Source organism: Deinococcus rubellus (assembly GCF_025244745.1).
Taxonomy (GTDB): Bacteria; Deinococcota; Deinococci; order Deinococcales; family Deinococcaceae; genus Deinococcus; species Deinococcus rubellus.
In genome coordinates this window covers 1,721,091-1,741,206 of record NZ_CP104213.1, presented here as the reverse complement: position 1 = coordinate 1,741,206, position 20,116 = coordinate 1,721,091, and the positions used below count along the sequence as shown (strand labels likewise).

Annotated in this window: 16 protein-coding genes; 10 read left to right on the top strand and 6 right to left on the bottom strand. The window is 64.2% G+C overall.

Annotated features, from left to right (window positions below):
* Window positions 1-63 precede the first annotated feature (63 nt).
* Window positions 64-2,172: an NAD-dependent DNA ligase LigA gene (gene ligA, locus N0D28_RS09015; RefSeq protein WP_260559201.1), complete on the bottom strand. Its 2,109-nt coding sequence runs from the start codon at window positions 2,170-2,172 to the stop codon at window positions 64-66.
* A 176-nt stretch (window positions 2,173-2,348) separates the two neighbouring features.
* Between ligA and N0D28_RS09010 the strand changes: the two genes are divergently transcribed.
* The 4 genes from N0D28_RS09010 to N0D28_RS08995 all read left to right on the top strand — a co-directional run bounded on the left by N0D28_RS09010 (window position 2,349) and on the right by N0D28_RS08995 (window position 7,494).
* Complete coding sequence (locus tag N0D28_RS09010) at window positions 2,349-3,464, top strand: BMP family lipoprotein (RefSeq protein WP_260559200.1); 1,116 nt, start codon at window positions 2,349-2,351, stop codon at window positions 3,462-3,464.
* 197 nt (window positions 3,465-3,661) lie between these two features.
* On the top strand, window positions 3,662-5,260 hold the full coding sequence (locus N0D28_RS09005; RefSeq protein WP_260559199.1) for a S49 family peptidase: 1,599 nt from the start codon (window positions 3,662-3,664) through the stop codon (window positions 5,258-5,260).
* Between the two features lie 55 nt (window positions 5,261-5,315).
* Window positions 5,316-5,780: a MarR family winged helix-turn-helix transcriptional regulator gene (locus tag N0D28_RS09000; RefSeq protein ID WP_260559198.1), complete on the top strand. Its 465-nt coding sequence runs from the start codon at window positions 5,316-5,318 to the stop codon at window positions 5,778-5,780.
* Between the two features lie 67 nt (window positions 5,781-5,847).
* A complete protein-coding gene (locus N0D28_RS08995; protein WP_260559197.1) occupies window positions 5,848-7,494 on the top strand; it encodes a VOC family protein in 1,647 nt (548 codons plus the stop codon).
* Window positions 7,495-7,500: 6 nt separating this feature from the next.
* Here the strand turns inward: N0D28_RS08995 and N0D28_RS08990 are convergent, their stop codons facing one another.
* Complete coding sequence (locus N0D28_RS08990; RefSeq protein ID WP_260559196.1) at window positions 7,501-8,157, bottom strand: DUF2259 domain-containing protein; 657 nt, start codon at window positions 8,155-8,157, stop codon at window positions 7,501-7,503.
* Between the two features lie 281 nt (window positions 8,158-8,438).
* Here N0D28_RS08990 and metG point away from each other — a divergent pair, with 281 nt between their 5' ends.
* A complete protein-coding gene (metG, locus tag N0D28_RS08985) occupies window positions 8,439-10,457 on the top strand; it encodes a methionine--tRNA ligase (protein ID WP_260559195.1) in 2,019 nt (672 codons plus the stop codon).
* A gap of 70 nt (window positions 10,458-10,527) precedes the next feature.
* Here metG and N0D28_RS08980 read toward each other — a convergent pair whose 3' ends face one another.
* Together N0D28_RS08980 and dxr are read right to left on the bottom strand one after the other, a co-directional pair.
* A complete protein-coding gene (locus N0D28_RS08980) occupies window positions 10,528-11,655 on the bottom strand; it encodes a M50 family metallopeptidase (RefSeq protein ID WP_260559194.1) in 1,128 nt (375 codons plus the stop codon).
* Window positions 11,656-11,679: 24 nt separating this feature from the next.
* Complete coding sequence (dxr, locus tag N0D28_RS08975; RefSeq protein WP_260559193.1) at window positions 11,680-12,849, bottom strand: 1-deoxy-D-xylulose-5-phosphate reductoisomerase; 1,170 nt, start codon at window positions 12,847-12,849, stop codon at window positions 11,680-11,682.
* Between the two features lie 81 nt (window positions 12,850-12,930).
* Here dxr and N0D28_RS08970 point away from each other — a divergent pair, with 81 nt between their 5' ends.
* The 5 genes from N0D28_RS08970 to N0D28_RS08950 all read left to right on the top strand — a co-directional run bounded on the left by N0D28_RS08970 (window position 12,931) and on the right by N0D28_RS08950 (window position 18,576).
* Complete coding sequence (locus N0D28_RS08970) at window positions 12,931-13,620, top strand: glycerophosphodiester phosphodiesterase (protein WP_260559192.1); 690 nt, start codon at window positions 12,931-12,933, stop codon at window positions 13,618-13,620.
* 178 nt (window positions 13,621-13,798) lie between these two features.
* Window positions 13,799-15,091, top strand: coding sequence for an ABC transporter substrate-binding protein (locus N0D28_RS08965; protein ID WP_260559191.1), 1,293 nt, complete (start codon window positions 13,799-13,801; stop codon window positions 15,089-15,091).
* A 219-nt stretch (window positions 15,092-15,310) separates the two neighbouring features.
* Window positions 15,311-16,603, top strand: coding sequence for an ABC transporter substrate-binding protein (locus tag N0D28_RS08960; protein WP_260559190.1), 1,293 nt, complete (start codon window positions 15,311-15,313; stop codon window positions 16,601-16,603).
* Between the two features lie 151 nt (window positions 16,604-16,754).
* Window positions 16,755-17,711: a carbohydrate ABC transporter permease gene (locus N0D28_RS08955; protein ID WP_260559189.1), complete on the top strand. Its 957-nt coding sequence runs from the start codon at window positions 16,755-16,757 to the stop codon at window positions 17,709-17,711.
* Entirely contained in the window at window positions 17,701-18,576 is an 876-nt protein-coding gene (locus N0D28_RS08950; protein ID WP_260559188.1) for a carbohydrate ABC transporter permease, read from the top strand. Before N0D28_RS08955 ends, N0D28_RS08950 begins: the two co-directional genes overlap by 11 nt.
* Window positions 18,577-18,672: 96 nt before the next feature.
* Here N0D28_RS08950 and N0D28_RS08945 read toward each other — a convergent pair whose 3' ends face one another.
* Both N0D28_RS08945 and frr read right to left on the bottom strand, forming a co-directional pair.
* On the bottom strand, window positions 18,673-19,494 hold the full coding sequence (locus N0D28_RS08945) for a phosphatidate cytidylyltransferase (RefSeq protein ID WP_260561866.1): 822 nt from the start codon (window positions 19,492-19,494) through the stop codon (window positions 18,673-18,675).
* A 56-nt stretch (window positions 19,495-19,550) separates the two neighbouring features.
* Window positions 19,551-20,099: a ribosome recycling factor gene (gene frr / locus N0D28_RS08940; RefSeq protein ID WP_161881996.1), complete on the bottom strand. Its 549-nt coding sequence runs from the start codon at window positions 20,097-20,099 to the stop codon at window positions 19,551-19,553.
* Window positions 20,100-20,116: the final 17 nt, after the last annotated feature.

Below are 20,116 nucleotides of genomic sequence, written 5' to 3'. Positions count from 1 at the left end.
ACGTCTCCCGGTGCAGTGCTCTGTCATGCGGCGCGGAGCCTGTCGCGGCTCCAGAATTGCCCATCAGTCTAGCAGCGGCGCGCCCAGCTCCGAGAGCAGCGCCGTGAGAGCCGCCTCGTCCAGCACCGGCAGCCCGAGTTCCTGGGCGCGGGTCAGCTTGCTCCCGGCGTCCTCGCCCGCCACCAGGTAACTGGTCTTGCCGGTCACACTACCGGTGACGCGCGCGCCCCGCGCTTCCAGGGCCGCTTTGAGAACGTCTCGGGGCCGCGACAGACTGCCGGTCAGCACGAAATTGAGGTTTGCGAGTTGTGCCGTACGGCTCTCGGCCTCGCTGATTTGGCTGCCCAGACTGGCGGCCCGCAGCTTGGCGATCAGGCTTTGCAACCGCTCGGAGGCGAGTTCGGCGCTGACACTGTGGGCCAGGATGCCGCCCAGTCCCGGCACCGCCTCGATCTGCTCGGGTGTGGCCGCCTCCAGCGCCGCCAGCGACCCGAAGGCGCGGGCCAGCGCTTTGGCGTTGCGGTCCCCGACGCCCGCCATACCCAGCGCGTTGATCAGTCGCCACAGCGGCTTGGCTTTGCTTTCCTCCAATTGCGCCAGGATATTGGCGGCTTTCTTGTCGCCGCCGCGCTCCAGATTGGCGAGTTGCTCGGCAGTGAGCTGGTAGAAGTCGGCGGCGTCCTTGACCAGTCCGGCTTCCAGCAGTTGCCGGGTCAGCTTTTCGCCGATGCCGCGAATGTCCAGCGCGCCGCGCGAGACGAAGTAGCGCAGCCCCTCGTAGAGCCTGGCCGGGCATACCGGATTGGTGCAGTAACGGTTGGCGTCACCCTCCTCCCGCACAGCGGGAAAAGCGCAGATGGGGCAGTGGTCGGGAAAGGTGTAGGGTTCGGCCCCCTCCGGGCGCAGTTCGGGCAACACCCGCACCAGTTCGGGAATGACCCCTCCGGCCTTGCGAACGACCACCGTGTCGCCCACATGCAAGTCCAGGTCGCGGATGAAGTCCTCGTTGTGCAGCGTGGCCTTGCTGACAGTGCTGCCCTCGATCAGCCGGGACGCGAGGTGCGCCAGCGGGGCCAGTTTGCCGGTGCGCCCCACATTGATGCTGATGCTTTCCAGCGTGGTCTGGGCCTCCTCCACCGGAAACTTATAGGCAATCGCCCACTTGGGCGCGCGGCTGGTGAACCCGGCCTCGGTCTGCAAGTTCAGGTCGTCGAGCTTGATGACGGTGCCGTCCACATCGAAGGGCAACCCGCCGCGCATGGCGAGCAGGTCGGCGTGGTACTGCACAGCTTCCTCTACGCCCCGAACCTGCTTCGAGTACGGGCTGACCGGAAATCCCCGCACGCGCAGCCAGTCGAGTACCTCCCACTGGGTACGCGCCGCCACGCCGTCCCGCTTACCCAGCGCATACAGAATGGCGCTGAGGTTGCGCGAGCGGGTCAGTTCCGGGTCTTTCTGGCGCAGCGCTCCGGCAGCTCCGTTGCGGGGATTTTTCAGCGGCGGCGTTCCCAGTTCCTCAGCCCGCTCGTTGAAGGCGGCGAACTCCTCGCGGCTGAGGTACACCTCGCCGCGCACTTCGAGTTCACCCTTCAGTCCTTCCAGCTTCTGCGGCAGCCCGGCGATGGTCAGCACCTGCGCGGTCACGATCTCGCCCATCACTCCATTGCCGCGCGTGGCGGCCCACTGCAATTCGCCGTCCAGGTAGTACAGATTGACACTCAGGCCGTCGATCTTGAGTTCGCAGGTATAGGTAAAGTCGGCCTCGCCCGGCGCGATGTTCAGCGACCGCGCCAGCTTCTCCTGAAAGCCCCGCAGTTCATCGTCGCCGAAGACGTTGTCGAGGCTGGTCATCGGGGTGGGGTGGTTGACCGGCAGGAAAGCGCTGCTGGGCGCGCCGCCCACCGCCTGCACGGGCGAGACGGCCACCGCCCCCACAGGCCAGTCGGGATGCTCAGCTTCCAGCGCCCGGGCTTCACGGGCCAGGGCGTCGTATTCGTGGTCGGTGATCTCGGGGGCGTCCTGCTCGTGATAGAGGCGGTTGTGGCGCGCGAGTTCTCCGATCAGCCAGTCGTAACGTTGCCGGGCTAAGCTGCCTGCGTCCTGCTCCGCTCTGCTCTGGGCCGTTACGCCCTGAGCTGAATCCTGATTTGGTGTTCGTTGGTCAGCGCTCATGGATCAACGCTACCATCACTGCCAGGGCCGCGTCCCCAGCCACCCCCCACCGCTCGGTCCCGGGCACACCTTTAGCGTTTCGTCATTTCGCGTATACTTTCTTCTCAGTACACCCGCGCTCCGCTGACCTTCAGCGGCTCCAGAGCGCTTTGCACAGATTTTTCAGGAGGACACCCATGAAGAAACTCTCCACCACTGCCCTGACCCTTTCGCTGCTGACCCTGACGGGCCTGGCCGCCGCCCAGAGCGGCATCCGCGTGGGCATGGCCTACGACGCGGGCGGCAAGTTCGACAAGAGCTTCAACCAGTCGGCCTACGAAGGCTCGCAGCGCGCGGCCAAGACCGGCGGCGTGAGCGTCAAGGACTTCGAGCCGTCCGACCCCAGCCAGACCGTGCAGGGCATTCGCGGCTTTGCCCAGGACGGCTTTGACCTCACCATCGCGGTGGGCTTTGCCAACAACGCCAGCGTGACCCAGGTCGCCAAGGAAAACCCCGACCTCGCTTTCGGCCTGGTGGACGACGTGTCCGATGCCAAGAACGTTCAGAGCATGACCTTCAAGGAAGAGGAAGGCAGCTATCTGGTGGGCTACCTGGCGGCGCTCAACAGCTCGACCGGCGTGCTGGGCTTCCTCGGCGGCATGGACATTCCGCTGATCCACAAGTTCGAGGCCGGATACATCGCGGGCGCGAAGGCGGCCAACTCCAAGGTCATCGTGATCAGCCAGTACGTGGGCACCACCCCCGACGCCTGGAACAACCCCGGCAAGGCCAAGGAGATCTCGGCCAGCATGAAGGCAAAGGGAGCCGACATCGTGTTCGCCGCTGCTGGAGCCTCGGGCAAGGGCCTGCAAGATTTCGTCAAGCAGCAGCAGTGCCTCAAGGCCGCGCAGCTTCCCAAGGGTGTGACCTTCCAGACCGACAATTTCAAGAACGTGCCCAAGGCGGCCAGCTACACCGCAAGTTGCGCGGGCAACACCCGTCCGATGTTCTTTATCGGCGTGGACAGCAACCAGAACTACCTGGGCGATTTCGACAACAACCCCAAAACCCTCAACCACGGCCTGACCAGCATGGTAAAGCGGGTGGACAACGCCGTCTACGCTCTGATCATGGAAGTCAAGGCCAACAAGTTCAAGGGCGGACCGCGCGTCTTCGGCCTCAAGGAAGGCGGCGTGGGCTACGCCATCGACCAGTACAACAAGGCCCTGATTCCCAGCTCACAGGTCGCCAAGGTCGAGGCCATCAAGGCCAAGATCATCAGCGGCGCGATTAAGGTGCCCAGCGAGCGCTGAGCTGCTGAGACGGCGTTCGCGCTGATCGTAAGCTCTGGTGGCGACAAGCCTTACCTTTTCCTTTAGACTGATGTCCAAGGCCCCGCACGTTTCCCGTGAACGTGCGGGCCTCTTTTGGCATTCTGGCGCGGGCGGACATGCAGGCCGAACGCGGGTGGCCTTGAGAAACCTTCACCCTTTGCGAGTACCGTGAAGCGGTGAACATCCCCTTCTCCAGCAAACCGGGCGGCCCACTGCCCGCAGGTGTCAGCAAACCGACCTGGGTCATCGTGGACGTCGCCGGGCCGCTGCCTGCCCGGCAACCGACCAACCCCATCGCGGCGCTGCTGAGCCGCAGCGAGAGCCTCGAATCGCTCGCTGCCAAATTTGACAAGCTGAGCAAGGCCGAGTGGCTCCACGGCGTCCTGCTGCGCTTCGGCACGCTCGAAACCGACCTCGCCTCGGCCCACGCGCTGCAGGCCATGTTGCGCCGCCTCTCAGAAACCAAGCGCACGGTGAGTTACCTGCCGAGCGTCAATAAAGTCAGCCTGCTGGCGGCCTCGGGCGCGCAGGAAGTGGTGGCTCCCGAGTCGGCGGAGTTCATGCTGCACGGCTTCGGGGCCGAGATCACTTATCTGGGGGCCTTTCTCAAGAAGCACGGCATCGACTTCGAGAATCTGCGGATCGGCGAATTCAAGAGCGCCCTGACCCGCTTCTCGCAGGACCACATGGACGTGGCCCAGCGCCTTCAGACTGCCGAACTGCTGCGGAGCATGGAAGATGCCTGGGCCGCCGATCTGGCCGAGGCGCGCGGCGTCAGCGAGAACGCGGTGCGGCAGTGGCTCGGCGAGGGCGTGTCGAGCGCCCGGCGTGCCCACGAACTCGGCCTCATCAGCAAGGTCGCCTACGAGGACGAGCTGATCGGCCCGGCCACCCGGCCCCTGGCGGCGGTCATCGACCTGCTGATGCCGGAGGGCGGCAAGAGTAAAGCGGGGCGCATCGCGCTGGTGCCGGTCATCGGCAACATCGTCACCGGCAAATCACGAAATAACCCGCTGCCGCTGCCGCTCCTGGGCGGCGCGATGGCCGGGTCCGACACGGTGGTCGCGGCCTTGAGGCGGGCCAAGGAAGACAAGCAGACCAGGGCCATCGTCTTGTATGTCGATTCCGGCGGCGGCTCGGCGCTGGCCTCTGATCTGATCTGGCGCGAGGTCATGACTTCCGAGAAACCCGTCGTGGCGGTCATGGGCAGCGTGGCGGCGTCGGGCGGCTACTACGTGCTGGCGCACGCCGCGCATGTGATCGCCTCGCCCTACACCATCACCGGCAGCATCGGCGTGGTCACGGGCAAGCCGGTGTTCAAGGAGTTCAACCAGCGCCAGGGCTTCACACCCGAGCGGGTCGAGCGCCAGGACAACGCCCTGATCTACAGTTCGTCGCAGCCGTTCAGCGACGCCGAGCGGGCGGAACTGGAGCGCGGCATCGCCGAGGTCTACCAGCGCTTCGTCTCGCGGGTGGCCGAGGGCCGCAAGCTGAGCGTGGCCCAGGTGGACAGCCTGGGGCGCGGGCGCGTCTGGAGCGGCCCCGACGCCCTGACGGCAGGATTGGTCGATGAACTTGGTGATTTGCACACTGGCCTTCAGCGCGCCTGCGAACTGGCCGGGCTGAGTTACGACGCCCCCGTCTGGACCGCCACGCCGCCCAACCGGGGACCACTGCCGGAGTTCGCCCAGCAGGCTGCCGCCGTGAGCCTGAGACCACCGTTCCTGAATGATCAAACGCTGCTGTGGCTGGACCTGGGACTCCAATTGAAGTAGCGGGCGACGGTCTCTGGGCTTGCACTTTGCGGCCCCGTCACCCAGCATGGACCGTATGCCGACCAATTACGCGGGCAATGATCAGCAGCGGGCCGCGTTGGGCGCTTACATCAAGCTGTGGCGGGCAGCGCACTTGGTCGAGATGGAAGCCAACCGCCACCTTGCCGACTTCGATCTCACCATCAGCCAGTTCGGGGTGCTGGAAGCGCTCTACCATCTCGGCCCCATGAACCAGCGCCAGCTCGCCAGCAAGATCCTGCGCTCCAGCGGCAACCTGACGATGGTCATCGACAATCTGGAAAAGGCCGATCTGGTACGGCGCGAGCGCAGCGAACAGGACCGCCGCGTCACCAACGTCTCGTTGACCGTGGTCGGCCACGAACTGATCGCGCGGGCGCTGCCGCCGCATGTGGAGGGCATCGTGAGCGTCTTCAGTTCGCTGAGCGAAGATGAACTCGCGCAACTCTCGAGCCTGACCCGCAAGCTGGGCCTGGCCCTCAGCGTGACCGAAGCGGACTGAAACACGAACCGCAGTGGCAGTGATATTCATCACTGAATCATTCAATGTTAAGTGATTAAATATCGATATGGCTGATTCAACCTTCCTATCTTCTGAGACCACGCCGGTCCAGGGCCTGCATCACCTCACCGTGATGGCGAGTGACCCGCAGCGCAACATCGACTTCTATAGCCAGACGCTGGGTCAGCGCCTCGTGAAAGTGACGGTCAACTTCGACGATCCCGGCACGTACCACCTCTATTACGGTGATTTGACTGGAAAGCCTGGCACGATCATGACCCACTTTCCCTGGCCCGGCGCAAAACGCGGCGTGCGCGGCAACGGCGAGGTGGTGGCCGCCGCCTACAGCGCGCCCCGGCAGAGCCTGGCGTTCTGGCAGGCACGGCTGGGCGACTTCAAGCCGCAGGAGAGCGTGCGTTTCGGCGACAGTGTGCTGCGGATCGCCGACCCCGATGGCACCTGGGTAGAACTGGTGTTTGATACAGGCGACGACGTTTCTCCGGTGGACGCCTGGCCCCACTCCCCCGTTCCCGCCGAACACGCTCTGCGCGGCTTTCACTCGGTCACAGCCTGGGTCGGCACGACGGCCGCCGTGGCAGAGCTGCTGGTGGGTCAACTCGGCTTCAGCGCGGTGGGTCAGGAAGCTGACGACGAGGGCCAGCGCACCCGCTTCAGGGGCAGCGGCCAGAACATCGGGCTCTTTGTGGACGCGGTGGAGCGCCCTGGCCAGCCGCGCGGCACGTTCGGCGCGGGCAGCGTTCACCACGTCGCCCTGCGGACCAGGAACGACGCCGAGCAGGAAGCTTATCTGGAGAGCCTGACAGCGGCGGGTTACCGTCCCACGCCAGTCCAGGACCGCCAGTATTTTCACAGTATCTACTTCCGGGAACCGAACGGGGTGCTGTTCGAGATCGCCACCGACGCCCCCGGCTTTCCCGACGACGAGGCCGTGGACGAACTCGGCCAGCATCTCAAATTACCCGAGTGGTACGAGGCGCAGCGGCCCGCGATTGAGCAGCAGGTGCCGAAGATCATCAGCCGCGAGTACGGCGTCACCATTGGGCAGCGCGAGCTGGCGACCTCAGAGATGAAGGCGCAAGCGTCCATTTCAGTACTGACCGCTGGCCGCCCACTGGGCGAGGGTCGTATGGCCGCCGTGCTGCTTCACGGGCGCGGCAGCACGGCCCAGGACATCCTGGGACTGGAACGCGAACTCAACCTCAGCGCCTACAGCTACCTTGCGCCGCAGGCGGAGGGTGGAAGCTGGTATCCGCAGTCGTTCCTGGCCCCACTCAATCAGAATCAGCCGTCTCTGGACAACGCGCTGGCAACCATTGACGTACTGATGACCGGGTTGGAGCAGCAGGGCGTCGCGCCGGAGCAGATCATCCTGGGCGGCTTCTCGCAGGGAGCTTGCCTGGCGCTGGAATACGCGGCTAGATATGGAAAGAGACTGGGCGGCGTGCTGGCCTTCTCGGGGGCGCTGATCACCCTGGAACACGGCAGCGACCTCGCCGGAACGCCAGTCTTCATGGGCGTGGCCCCGGACGACACGCATATTCCACTGGACCGCTTTCAGGCGAGCGCTGAGGCGCTGAGGGGGCTGGGTGCAGCCGTGAACGCCCAGGTTTATCCGGGCTTGGGCCACGCCATCAACGCGCCGGAGCTGGACGCGGCGCGGGAACTGATGCAGCGGGCGGCAGGGCTGGGCTGAAGGCGGTTACTTCAATGCAGCCGTCACGACCAGCGGCAACGCATCTGGCCCCTCGAAGCCCTGCGAGTACGCCCGCACAATGACGGCCAGCCCTGACTTGTAGCGGTAGGCCGTCTCCAGCCGGTAGCCGCTGGCACACGCCCGCGAGGCGGGCAGGCGGGTGTCGCGCTGCAACTCGCGCCCGCCCAGGGTGAGGGCCAGGCCAAGCGTGGGACGGTCCGAGAAGGTGCACTTGGAGGCAAGCGGCAAGCTGGTCAGGGTGAAGGTGCCTGCTTTCGTCAGGGTGCTGATCGGCGCGGCGCTGGGATAGCCCGACTGCGGCAGGACGTTGAAGAGGCGCTCGCCCGGTAGCGGCGAGATCAGACTGTAGCGCTTGAGGACGTTGAGCTGCCCGGCACGCCAGGTCCTGACCAGAGCGGCCAGCCTGGCAGCGCTCACCCCATCCTGTTTCCAGGTGTGCTGAAGCCGGTAGGCCACAGCATTGCGCCGGACATCGGTGATTTGCAGCGCTGCCGCCGGGAAGCCGCTGCCGTCCTGAATCCACGAGGTAACCAGCAGGTGATAGCGGGCATCTCGGCTGAAGCCCTGCTGGACGATGTGGGGAAAGTCGGCAGCGCGGGCCAGGCTTGAGAGGGCAACCAGCAGCACGAGAAGGCGTTTCATGCTTCAGGGTAAGCTGCCCGGCGCATTTTGTTCTGACCTGATGTGCGCTAGACTGAACGCATGACCCACCCCCGCGCTACCCGAATGATGCGAATGCGCCTGCGCTAGCCGCTGCGGGGCGGTGTCGAGCGGGCTTTTTCCAGGTACGGGAAAAGGCCCGCTCTCTTTTGGGACCAACGCGGAAATGCTTCCAGCATCCCATAGGGCCTCGTCTCTACTTCCCACCCGCTATCCTGTTCACGTTTGCGCCTTCACGGGCCACCGAAGGAGCCTTGACCCCCATGTCGACCCCAGACCCCACCAAAGAACCCTTTTACATCACCACCGCCATCGACTACGCCAACGGTGCGCCGCACATCGGGCACGTCTACGAGAAGATTCTGACCGACGCGATTGCCCGCTACCACCGCCTGGCCGGGTACGACGTGTACTTCGTGACCGGCACCGACGAGCACGGTGAGAAGATCAGCAAGGCCGCCGCCAAGGCCGGGCAAACGCCCCAGCGCTTCGTCGACGACCTGTCGCAGCGGGCCTTCAAAGGGCTGTGGGACAGGCTGAACATCAGCTACGACGACTTCATCCGCACCACTGAGGCCCGTCACAAGAAGTATGTGCAGGACGTGTTGCAGCGCGTCTACGCGGCGGGCGACATCTATTTTGCCGAGTACGAAGGCCTCTACTCGGTGGGGGCCGAGCGCTACGTGACCGAGAAGGAACTCGTCCCCGGGCCGGACGGCGTCAAGCGCTTTCCCGGCGACAAGGACCCGCCGGAACTGCGCCGTGAGGCCAACTACTTCTTCAACATGGAGAAGTACCAGCCCTGGCTGCTGGAGCATATTCAGACGCATCCGGAGTTCATCCAGCCGGTCGGCTACCGCAACGAGGTCATCGAGATGCTGCGCGAACCCATCGGGCCGCTGAGTATTTCCAGACCCAAGAGTCGGGTTCCGTGGGGCATCGAGCTGCCCTGGGATGCCGACCATGTGACGTATGTCTGGTTTGACGCGCTGCTCAATTACCTCTCCGCGCCCACCAGCAAGGGCCGCCCGGAGCTGTTCGATCACGCCTGGCACGTCATCGGCAAGGACATCCTCAAGCCGCACGCGGTTTTCTGGCCCACCATGCTGCGGGCGGCGGGCGTGGCTCCCTACAAGAAACTGGTCGTCCACGCGCACATCCTGGCCGAGGACGGACGCAAGATGGGCAAGTCGCTGGGCAACGCCATCGACCCCGAAGCGCTGGTGGGCGAGTACGGCGTGGACGCGGTGCGCTACACCATTCTGCGCGAGGCGACCCTCAGCGCCGACAGTCCCTACGGCGAGAGCATTCTGATCAATCGCCAGAACGCCGACCTCGCCAACGACCTGGGCAATCTGCTTTCGCGCACCGTCAGCATGATTCAGAAGTACCGGGGCGGCGTGCTGCCCGCTGCCGGAGCACTCAACGAACGCGAGCAGGGCATCCGGGCGGCGGCGCTGAGCTTACCCGAGCGGATCATGGGCCTGGTGCGCGACCTCAAGGTGAACATGGCCCTGGAAGCCGCGATGGAATTCGTGCGCGACCTCAACCGCTACATTGCCGAGAGCGCGCCCTGGGCGCTGGCGAAGAACCCCGACGACGCCGGAAGGCTCGACACCGTGCTGTACACCGCCGCCGAGGGCCTGCGGGTGGCGAGCGTGGCGCTGGAGGCAGCCATTCCCAGCAAGGCCCGCGAACTCAGGGGGCAACTCGGTCTGGGCGGCCAGAGCTACACCCTGACGCCCGCCTGGGGCCTGATCGCTTCCGGAACGCAGGTGCTGGGCGGGCCTGTTTTGTTTCCCAAGCCCGAGCCGAAGGGAGAAATAACCAGCACCGCGCCTCCCGCCCAGCCCAAGCCGCAACCCGAAAAGAAGGTTCAACCCACGACCGTCGAAACGCCCATCAAGACCGCCGAAGCCGCTCCAGAAGCTGACTCAGACAATCTCATCAGCATCGACGACTTTGCCAGAATTGACCTGCGCATCGTGGAAGTCGTGGCAGCGGAGGCGGTGGCCAAAGCCGACAAGCTGCTGAAACTGACCGTCAGAATGGGCCATGCTGATGGAAGCTGGGAGGAGCGCACTGTCGTCAGCGGCATCCGCCAGTGGTTCACGCCGGAAGACCTCGTAGGGCGCAAGGTGGTGCTGGTCGCCAACCTCAAGCCCGCCAAGCTGCGCGGCATCCAGTCGCAGGGCATGATTCTGGCCGCCGAGGACGAGCACGGCAACCTGGACCTGCTGGGCACGAAGCTGGACTTGCCGAGCGGCACGAAGGTTCGCTAAAAATCCTGCAAACACTAGAGGGAGGCCGAGTCGAATTCGGCCTCCCTCTAGTGTTTGCTGCCGGTTGGGTCTAGAAGAACCGCGCCAGATCGCGCACCAGCACGAAAGCGGTCAGCAGCATCACCAGCCCGAAGCCCGCCGCCGTGACCGCCTGCTCCTGGGTAAAGGTCAGCGGGCGGCCCCGCAGCACGCCGACGATGACCAGCAGGATACGCCCACCGTCCAGCCCCGGAATCGGCAGGAGGTTGAAGAAGCCGAGGCTGAGGTTGATCGCCGCCGCGATGCCCAGGAGGGTCCAACCGCCCAGACTGGCCGCCTGCGAGACAACCTGCACCGTGCCGACTGGCCCGACCACGCCCTCGTCGGTTTTGAGGTTGAGGGTGAAGAAGCGGACGAACAGGTTCTTGAAGGCATTCAGGACTTGCGGAATGGCATTGACCAGAGTTTTCCCGGCCTGACCGGCGGCCTGCGGCAAGTTCAGGGGCGTCACACTGATGCCGGGGCCGTAGGCGACGCCGAGCTTTTGCTGTGCGCCGCCCACCCTGGCCGTCCAGTCGAACGAGATTGTCCTGACCTGTCCAGCCCGCTTCAGCGTCAGGGTATGCGGCCCGCTGACAGCCAGCACCGAGGCCAGGCGCTGCCAGCCAGGCTTGCTCTGCCCGGCTTCCTGGTAAGTCGGCGGCAGCGGCTGACCGTCAATAGCGGTGATCGTGTCGCCCGCCTGAAGTCCCAGCGCCTGCGCCCGCGAGTCCGGCAGCACCTGCGAGACACTGATCTGGGTGTCAATCGGTGTACTGAGGCCATTGACATTCAAAGTGGCGGTGATGATCAGGAACGCCACCAGCAGGTTCATCAGCGGCCCGGCCAGCAGCACTGCGATTTTGCCGAGCGCGCCCAGCGAGGCGAATCCCCGCGTGGGCGCACGAACCGAGTCGCCCTCGATGTCGGGGGCCATGCCGTCAATCTCGACGTAGCCCCCGATGGGCAGCAGGCTCAAGCGCCATTCGGTGCCGCGCCACGTCCGCCGCCCCAGGACCGGGCCCATGCCGATGGAAAACGAGCTGACCTTGACGCCCTGCCAGCGGGCCAGCGCGTAGTGGGCCAGCTCGTGCAGGAAGGTGGCGGCAGTGATGATCAGCAATGTCCAGATCAGGCCAGCGGGCGTGAGCGCCGAGGCGATGCCCTGAAAGAAACTCACAGTGGTGTCCTCATGGATGTATCCTCATACGCTGACCTCGTCGTGAATCAATTCGCCCGCCCGCCGCCGCGCCCAGGCGTCGGTCTGCGCCAAGCTATCCCAGGTCAGTTCGCCGCCCGGTGCTTCGTCCAGCACGGTTTCCAGCACCCTGGCGATGCCCAGGAAGCTGAGCCGACCATTCAGAAAAGCGTCCACTGCCACCTCGTCGGCGGCGTTGAGAACCGCTGGACTCAGCGCGCCCTCGCTTCCGGCGCGGTAGGCCAGGCCCAGGCAGGGAAAGCGGGCCAGATCAGGATCGGAAAATTCAAGTTGGCCGGTCAGGTGAAAGCCCAGGTGCCCGGCGACCTCTCCCCGGCGGCGCACGCCGCGCACGTCGCCGGGAGCGCTCATCCCGCTGGGCGCGGCGTCGATGGCGTAGGCAATCGAGAGCCGCATATCGGTGGGGCCGAGCTGGGCCTTCAAGCTGCCGTCACGGAAGCGCACCAGCGCGTGAACGATGCTCTGCGGATGCACCAGCACGCCCACCCGCGACACCGGCACCCCGTAGAGGCTGGCGGCCTCCATGACTTCCAGCCCCTTGTTAAATAAGGTGGCCGAGTCGATGGTGATCTTGCGGCCCATGCTCCACGAGGGATGCCTGAGCGCCTGGGCCGGAGTGATCTGGCTGAGGTCGGCGGGGCCTTCACGAAAGGGTCCTCCCGAAGCGGTCAGGATCAGCTCGGCCACATCGTCGAGATGTTCGCCGGTCAGCGCCTGATACACGCCGGTATGCTCGGAGTCCACCGGCACGATTCGCCCGCCGCCGCGCGCCGCCGCTTCCCAGATCAGGTGGTGGCTGATGACCATTGCCTCCTTGGTCGCCAGCGCCACTGCCCGGCCCGCCTCCAGTGCGGCGCGGGTGGGAGCAAGTCCCTTGAGACCGCTCATGGCATTGACGCACACGTCGGCCTCCAGTGCGGCAATCTCCGAGGGGTCGGCGATGACGCGGGCGAGTGGACCGAGGCGCTCGCGGGCAGCGGGCAGCACGCTTTGCTCCACGCTGACGAGCGCGGGGCGAAACTCACGGACCTGGGCTTCGAGCAGATCGAGGTTGTGGCCCGCCGCCAGCGCCAGGACCGTGTCGCCGCGCTCCCGGATCACGTCAAGCGTCTGGGTGCCGATAGAGCCGGTGGAGCCAAGCAAGGTCAGGCGCATTGCCGCTCAGTCTGCCGCATCCGCGCAGACAGAATGGGCGCATGGATGACCAAAATGCCCCGTAGCGGTTTACCCTGAAGCATGACACCGCTGCTGCTCGGCCACCGGGGCACGCCCCGCCTTCATCCCGAAAACTCGCTGATCGGCTTTCAAGCCGCGCTGGACGCCGGACTCGACGGCATCGAAACCGACGTGCGGCGGCTCGGCGACGGCGGGCTGGTAATCTGCCACGACGCCCAGTTGCCGGATGGACGCAAGCTGGACACGCTCAGCCACGCCGATCTGCCGCCCCACGTGCCGCTGCTGCCCGAGGTGCTGGCCTGGGCCGCCCAGACCGGGGCGTACCTCAACATCGAGATCAAACCCGAACTCGGCCGGGGCGACGGGCGCACCGAGGAAACCCTGGACCTGATCCGTGCCTACGGCCTCGGCCAGCAGGTGATCGTCAGCTCGTTCAGCCCACTGCAATTGCTGGCCGCCTTGCAGCACGCGCCGCAGATCGCGCGCGGCTTTCTGTACCACCGGGCCTACGTGATCGGCGGCTGCAATCTGGTGCCGCCCATCGCCCGGCGGCTCGACCTGGCGGCGCTGCACCCACATTTCAGCTTGGTGACGCCGGAAGTCATGGACACGGCCCAGCGGGAAGGCTGGCGGGTCAACACCTGGACCGTCAACGACGCGGGAGAAGGTCGGCGGCTGCTCGGCATGGGCGTCACAGGCCTGATCGGGGACCTGCCGGACGCGCTGCTGGCAACCCGCAGCACATCCTGAACGGCAACACAAAACAGCAGGAAGTCTGTAACGAATCCTGAGAAGCCGTAAACATATAGCCGCTAAACTGAAAGGCCAGTCTAAATATTTGACTGGCCCTCGTCTTTGACATCTTCTGCGCAGACTGAGGGCAAGAAATCAAGTATATGGCAGAAATCATTAAGGAAAAAGGGGAAAAATGAAGAGAATCATCATCATGCTGGCACTGGGGAGTGCCGTGCAGACGGCGGCGGCCCAGACGACCATCGAGTTCTGGCACACCTTCGGCGACGTCAAACGTGGCGGCTGGATTCAGGACCGCGCCGACGAGTTCAACAAGCTCCACCCCGATCTCAAGGTAATCCCCAGCTTCAAGGGCGGCGACAACGAACTCATCTCGGCCACCATTCTCTCGGCCCGCCAGGGCAATCCCCCGGCCATCTCCCAGATTTTCGAGGGCGGCTCTCAACTCGCACTCGACAGCGGAGTATTCCAGCCGGTCAGCGCCATCAAGAACGTGGACTTCTCGGATTACATCAAGCCGGTCCTCAACTTCTATACCATCAGCGGCAAGGTCAACAGCCTGCCCTTCAACTCAAGCAGCCCGGTGCTGTACTACAACAAAACCCTGATGCAGAAGGCCGGGCTCAATCCCCTCAGGCCGCCCACCACCTTCGGCGCAATGCTCGACGACTGCAAGAAGATCAAGGCCGCCAACATCGGTGTGACCTGTTTCGGCATGAGCGTCAACGGCTGGTTCATCGAAAACTGGCTGGCCGAGCAGAACCAGACTTTCCTCAACAACAACAACGGCAGGAGCGGGCGGGCCACCGCCAGCAATCTGGACAGCGCCGCCGCCAAGACCATCTTCAATTTCTTCAAGACCCTGCAGGACAACAACTACTATTCCTATACCGGCAAGCTGGAAGATTACGACGGCTCGGACGCCATTTTCAACAACCAGAAAGTGGTGTTTCACATCACCTCGACTTCCAAGATCGGCAACAACTCCGACGCGGCCAAGCGGGCAGGTTTCTCGCTGGGCGTCGCCCGACTGCCGATTCCCGACAACACCAGACGCAACGGTGTGGTGCTGGGGGGTGCGAGCCTGTGGATCGCCAAGAACCTGAGCAAGGAAAAAGCGGAGGGCGCGCTCGACTTTGCCCTCTACATGACCAACACCAAGAACATGGCGTCGTGGCACCAACTGACCGGCTACTATCCGGTGCGCCAGAGCAGCATCAATCTGCTCAAAGAGCAGGGCTGGTTCGCCGAGGCCCCACTGCAACTCGTCGCCTTCAATCAGCAGACCAACACCATTCCGAGTCCGGCGACGGCGGGAGCACTCAACGGCGCGGGGCCGGAAACCCGCAAGATCACAGAGCAGGCGCTGCAAAAAGTTCTCAACGGCACCCCGGTAGACGCCGCGCTGAGCGAGGCCAAAGCCCGCGTGGACGCCGCGCTGAGCGATTACAACGCCAACTTCAAATAAGCACTGGACATCAGCACCGGGCGGGCCTGGGCACAAACCGCCAACCTGACCTGCGCCAGACAACAATCGTGAGCACCTAGCCTGAAGTGGTTGTGTCAGGATACAGTGACTGACAATCACCTGACCGGCACTGCCTACTCTCATCCGAGACTCAACACGGACCGAGGCGACCTGTGCGTTTGGTCAGGCGAGACTTCATCAGGCAGGACAAGGAGCGATATGAAACGATTGATGTTAATGCTGGCCCTCGGCAGCGGGCTTCAGACGGCAGCAGCCCAAACCACCATTGAATTCTGGCACTCCTTCGGCGACGCCAAGCGCAGCGACTGGATCAAGGCCCGCGCCGACGAGTTCAACAAATCCCACCCCGGCGTGACGGTGGTGCCCAGCTACAAGGGGGCCTACAACGACTCCTTGCAGGCCACCATCCTGGCTGCCCGTCAGAACAAGGCCCCGGCCCTGGTCCAGATCTTCGAGGTCGGCAGCCAGCTGGCGCTCGATTCGGGCATGTTCCAGCCGGTCAGCAGCGTCAAGGCCGTGGACTTTTCCGATTACATCAAGCCGGTCATCAACTACTACACCATCAACGGTAAGGTCAACAGCCTGCCGTTCAACAGCTCCTCACCGGTGCTGTACTACAACAAAGACCTGATGACCAAGGCGGGCCTGAACACCGCCACCCCGCCCACGACCTTTGGCGGCGTGCTGCGCGCCTGCGCCAAGGTGAAGGTGGCGCTGCCCGACACCAAGTGCATGAGTATGGCGCTCTACGGCTGGTTCGTCGAGCAGTGGATGTCCGAGCAAAACGCCCTGCTGTTCAACAACAGTAACGGGCGTGCGGGCCGCGCCACCGCCACCACCCTCGACGGAGCGGCGGGCAAGAAGATTTTCCAGTTCTTCAAAGACCTCCAGGACAAGGGCTACCTCACCAACACCGGCAAGCTGGCCGACACCGACGGCACCAACGCCATCTTCAGCAACCAGCGCGCCGTCTTCACCATCAACAGCACCGCCGACCTGGGCAACCAGCTGGCGGCAGCCAAGACGGCAGGCTTCCAGCTCGGCGTCGGCGTGCTGCCGATTCCTGACGGCACGGCGCGCAACGGCGTGGTCATCGGCGGGGCCAGCTTGTGGATTCCCAAGAACCTCACCAAGCCCCAGGCCGAAGCCGCACTCGACTTTGCCCTCTACATGACCAACACCAAGAACATGGCCGACTGGCACAAACTCACCGGCTACTACCCGGTGCGTAACAGCAGCATCACGGCGCTGCGTGCTCAGGGCTGGTTTACCAGTTCGCCGCTTCAGATCACGGCCTTCAATCAGTTGCTGGCCACCAAGTCCAACCCCGCCAGCGCGGGCGCGCTCAACGGCGTGGCGATCCAGACCCGCACCTTGATGGAACAGGGCCTTCAGAAAGTCACCGGCGGTCAGGGCGTGGACGCTGTGCTGAGCGACACCGCCAACCAGATCAACGCCGCGCTGACCGACTACAACAAGAACTTCAAGTAAGCTTGGGCCGGAACCGGCGCGGCAGCTTCAGCGCTCACTCTTCTCTCGTCAGACCCCCCGATGTGTTCCGGGGGGTTCTCCCCGTTCTGAGGAGTGCCTCACCACCCGCCCCACCGTCCACACAGACTTCGCTTCACCGGAGGAACGCCCCTTGAGCCTGATCTCTCGCCGCCCCCGCCCACCCACCACAGCCGCCGAGCCGCAGGCGCAGGAACGGGCCACCTTCAAAAGCCCGGTGCTGCCCTGGCTCTTCTTGCTGCCCACCTTCCTCATTCTGGCCGTGTTCCTGTATTACCCAGCCCTGCGCACCCTGCGCCTGAGCTTGTACCGCTCGAACATCATTCTGGGCAATGAGAGCTTCGAGGGACTGGGGCAATTCGCCGAGTTACTTTCCAGCCCGGTCTACCATCAGGTCATCTTGCAGACGCTCATCTACTGCGCCCTGGTGGTGGTGCTGGGACTGCTGTTGGCGATGGGCCTGGCGTGGCTGGCCAGCCGCCCGATTGCAGGGGCCAAGTTCTACCGCCTGATGCTGATCTATCCCTACGCCCTGTCTCCGGCCATCGCGGGCACCATCTGGCTGTTTTTGTTCAACCCTGAGATCGGCGTCATCAACAACATCCTCTCGTCGCTGATCGGCGTGCGCCCACGCTGGCTCGACAACCCGCTGCTGGCCTTCGGCCTGGTGGTTCTGGCGGCCATCTGGAAGGGACTGGGCTACAACGTGGTCTTTTATCTGGCGGCCATTCAGAACATTCCCGGCGAGGTGAGTGAAGCCGCTGCCATCGACGGCGCAACCGGCTGGCAGGCGTACTGGAAAGTGATTTTTCCGCTGCTCTCGCCGATGACGTTCTTTCTGGTGTTCACCAACCTGGTGTACGCCCTGTTCGACAGCTTCGGCCTGGTCGATATTCTCACGCGCGGCGGTCCGGTCTACGGTCAGACCGGCATCACCACCTTCCTGATCTACCAGCTCTACGAGGACGGATTCCGCAATTTCAAGACCGGCGTGGCTGCTGCCGAGGCCGTGCTGATGCTGATCATGGTCGGTGTGATCACCGTGATGCAGTTTCGCTACGGCAACCGGAGGGTTCACTATGGCGCGTAAAGCGGTTTCGGCGGCCCCTGCCTACCCCACTGCGCCGCGCCCGACCAAGACGGGGCCAGCCCGTCACCTGTGGATTCACGTGGTGCTGATTATCGCCGTGGTAGTCATCGCCTCACCGCTGCTGTTCGCGCTGATCAAGGCCACCCAGGCCAGCGACGTGGTGATCGGCCCCAGCCTGCTGCCCGGCACCCACTTTCTGGAGAACCTCGCCAGTGTCTGGAACGGCGCGCACCTGGGCCGCTACATGACCAACTCGCTGATCGTCACCGTCTGCGTCACCTTCGGCAAGACCGTGCTGTCGTTGCTGGCCGCACTGGCGTTCGTGTATTTCCGCTTCCCACTCAAGAGCCTGGCCTTCGCACTGGTCCTCTTTACCCTGATGCTGCCCACCGAACTGCTGATCGTGGCACTGTTCGACCTGATCTCCGGCACGCTGAAATGGGCCGACTCCTACGCCGCCATCATCGTACCGTTCCTGGCCTCGGCCACTGGCACGTTCCTCTTCCGGCAGCACTTCCTGAACATTCCCGCCAGCCTGGCTGACGCCGCCCGAATTGACGGCTGCGGCCCGCTGACCTTCCTGAGCCGGGTCCTGATTCCGATGAGCTGGAACACCATCGGCGCGATGGCCGTCATTCAATTCGTCTCGGCCTGGGACCAGTACCTCTGGCCGCTGGTGATCATGCAGTCCGACGACAAACAGGTGGTGCAGGTGGGTCTGCGCCGCCTGATCGATGCGGGCGGGCAGACCGACTGGGGGGCGGTGATGGCCGGGGCGATGATCACCCTGGTTCCGCCGCTCCTGATCTTCACCCTGCTGCAAGAGCAGTTCAGCAAAGGCTTCGCGCTGGGGCAGGACAAGTAAGTTCGGCCAGAACCAACATGACTTTTTTCAAAAGAAGAAGGCCCACCCCTATAAGCGGTGGGCCTTCTTTTGTATTTTTTGCTCGTCTGTACAGCTTCAGAACACGTTGATATTCAGAAAGATGTACGTGATCGGCACTGCGAACAGGAGCGAGTCGAGCCGGTCCAGAATGCCGCCGTGACCGGGCATGCTGTTGCCGCTGTCCTTCGCACCCAGCGAGCGCTTGATCAGGCTCTCACTGAGATCGCCGAGTTGCGAGGCGCTCGCCACCATCACGGCGTACAGAAAGGCATCGGGCAGACTCCAGATATTGGCCAGCCGGGTCACCAGCACCACGACAAAGAAACTGAACAGCAGCCCCCCGAGCGCTCCCTCCACCGTTTTGCCAGGGCTGACCTCGGGCGCGAGTTTGCGCTTGCCGAAAAAATAGCCGAAAAAATAGCCGCCGGTATCAGCGGCGAAGGTGGCCAGCAGCGGCAGCGCGAAGAACAGCAGGCCGCCCTCCGCGTCGGGGGTATAGCGCAGCATCAGGCCGTAGCCGAGCAGCCAGGGAATGTAGAGCAGTCCGAACATGCTGTAAACGATCCGCTCCAGCGGCCTCTCGCCCGGCTGCATCACTTCCACGACCAGCAGGTAACCGGTGGCCGCCGTCAGTACCACCTCGCGCCACGACCCACCGACCCAGGGCGCGGGCCAGCCAGGATAGCTGGCGATTACGATGGCCGCGCCGAAAAAGTAGAGCGCGGCGCGGCGCACGTCGATGTCGCGCCGGTCCACCATCCGCACGTACTCGCGCAGGGCCAGAAAACCGATGATCAGCAGGAAGGGCAGCAGCGTGGTCCAGCCGAAGTACACCGCCAGACACACCAGCGCAAAGCCCACCACCGACGTGGTGACGCGGGTACTGAGCGACTCCATACGCTTCGGCCCAGGCTGAGCGCCGGGCGGCGCGGGCGGCGTGGCCGGGGGCCGACTCACCCGAGGATGTCCTGCTCCTTGGCGCTCACCGTATCGTCCACCCGCTTGATGAACTCGTCGGTGAGCTTTTGCACGTCGGCCTCGCCGCGCTTGATCTCGTCCTCGCCCACCCCATCCACTTTCTTGAGGTCGTCGAGGGCGTGCTTGCGCAGGCTGCGCACCGCCACCTTGGCATCCTCGCCGTAGGTGCGGGCATTCTTGATCAGGTCCTTGCGGCGCTCCTCGGTGAGCATCGGCAAGCTGATGAAGATGGTGTCGCCCTTGTTGTTGGGGTTGAGACCCAGGTCCGAGTCGCGGATGGCCTTCTCGATCGGGTTGAGCGCACCCCGGTCCCAGGGCGTGATGACCAGGGTGCGGGCGTCGGGGGTGCTGATGCTGGCGACCTGATCGATGGGCATGGTGGAGCCGTAGTAATCGACCTGCACCTTCTTGAGAATGCCAGGGTTGGCGCGGCCCGTTCGCAACACCGAGAGGCTCTGGTCGAGCGCCTCGATGGCCTTGAGCATCTTGCTGCGTGATTCGGTTTGAATCTGTTTCATGTCCATAAAGTTTGACTCCTTGA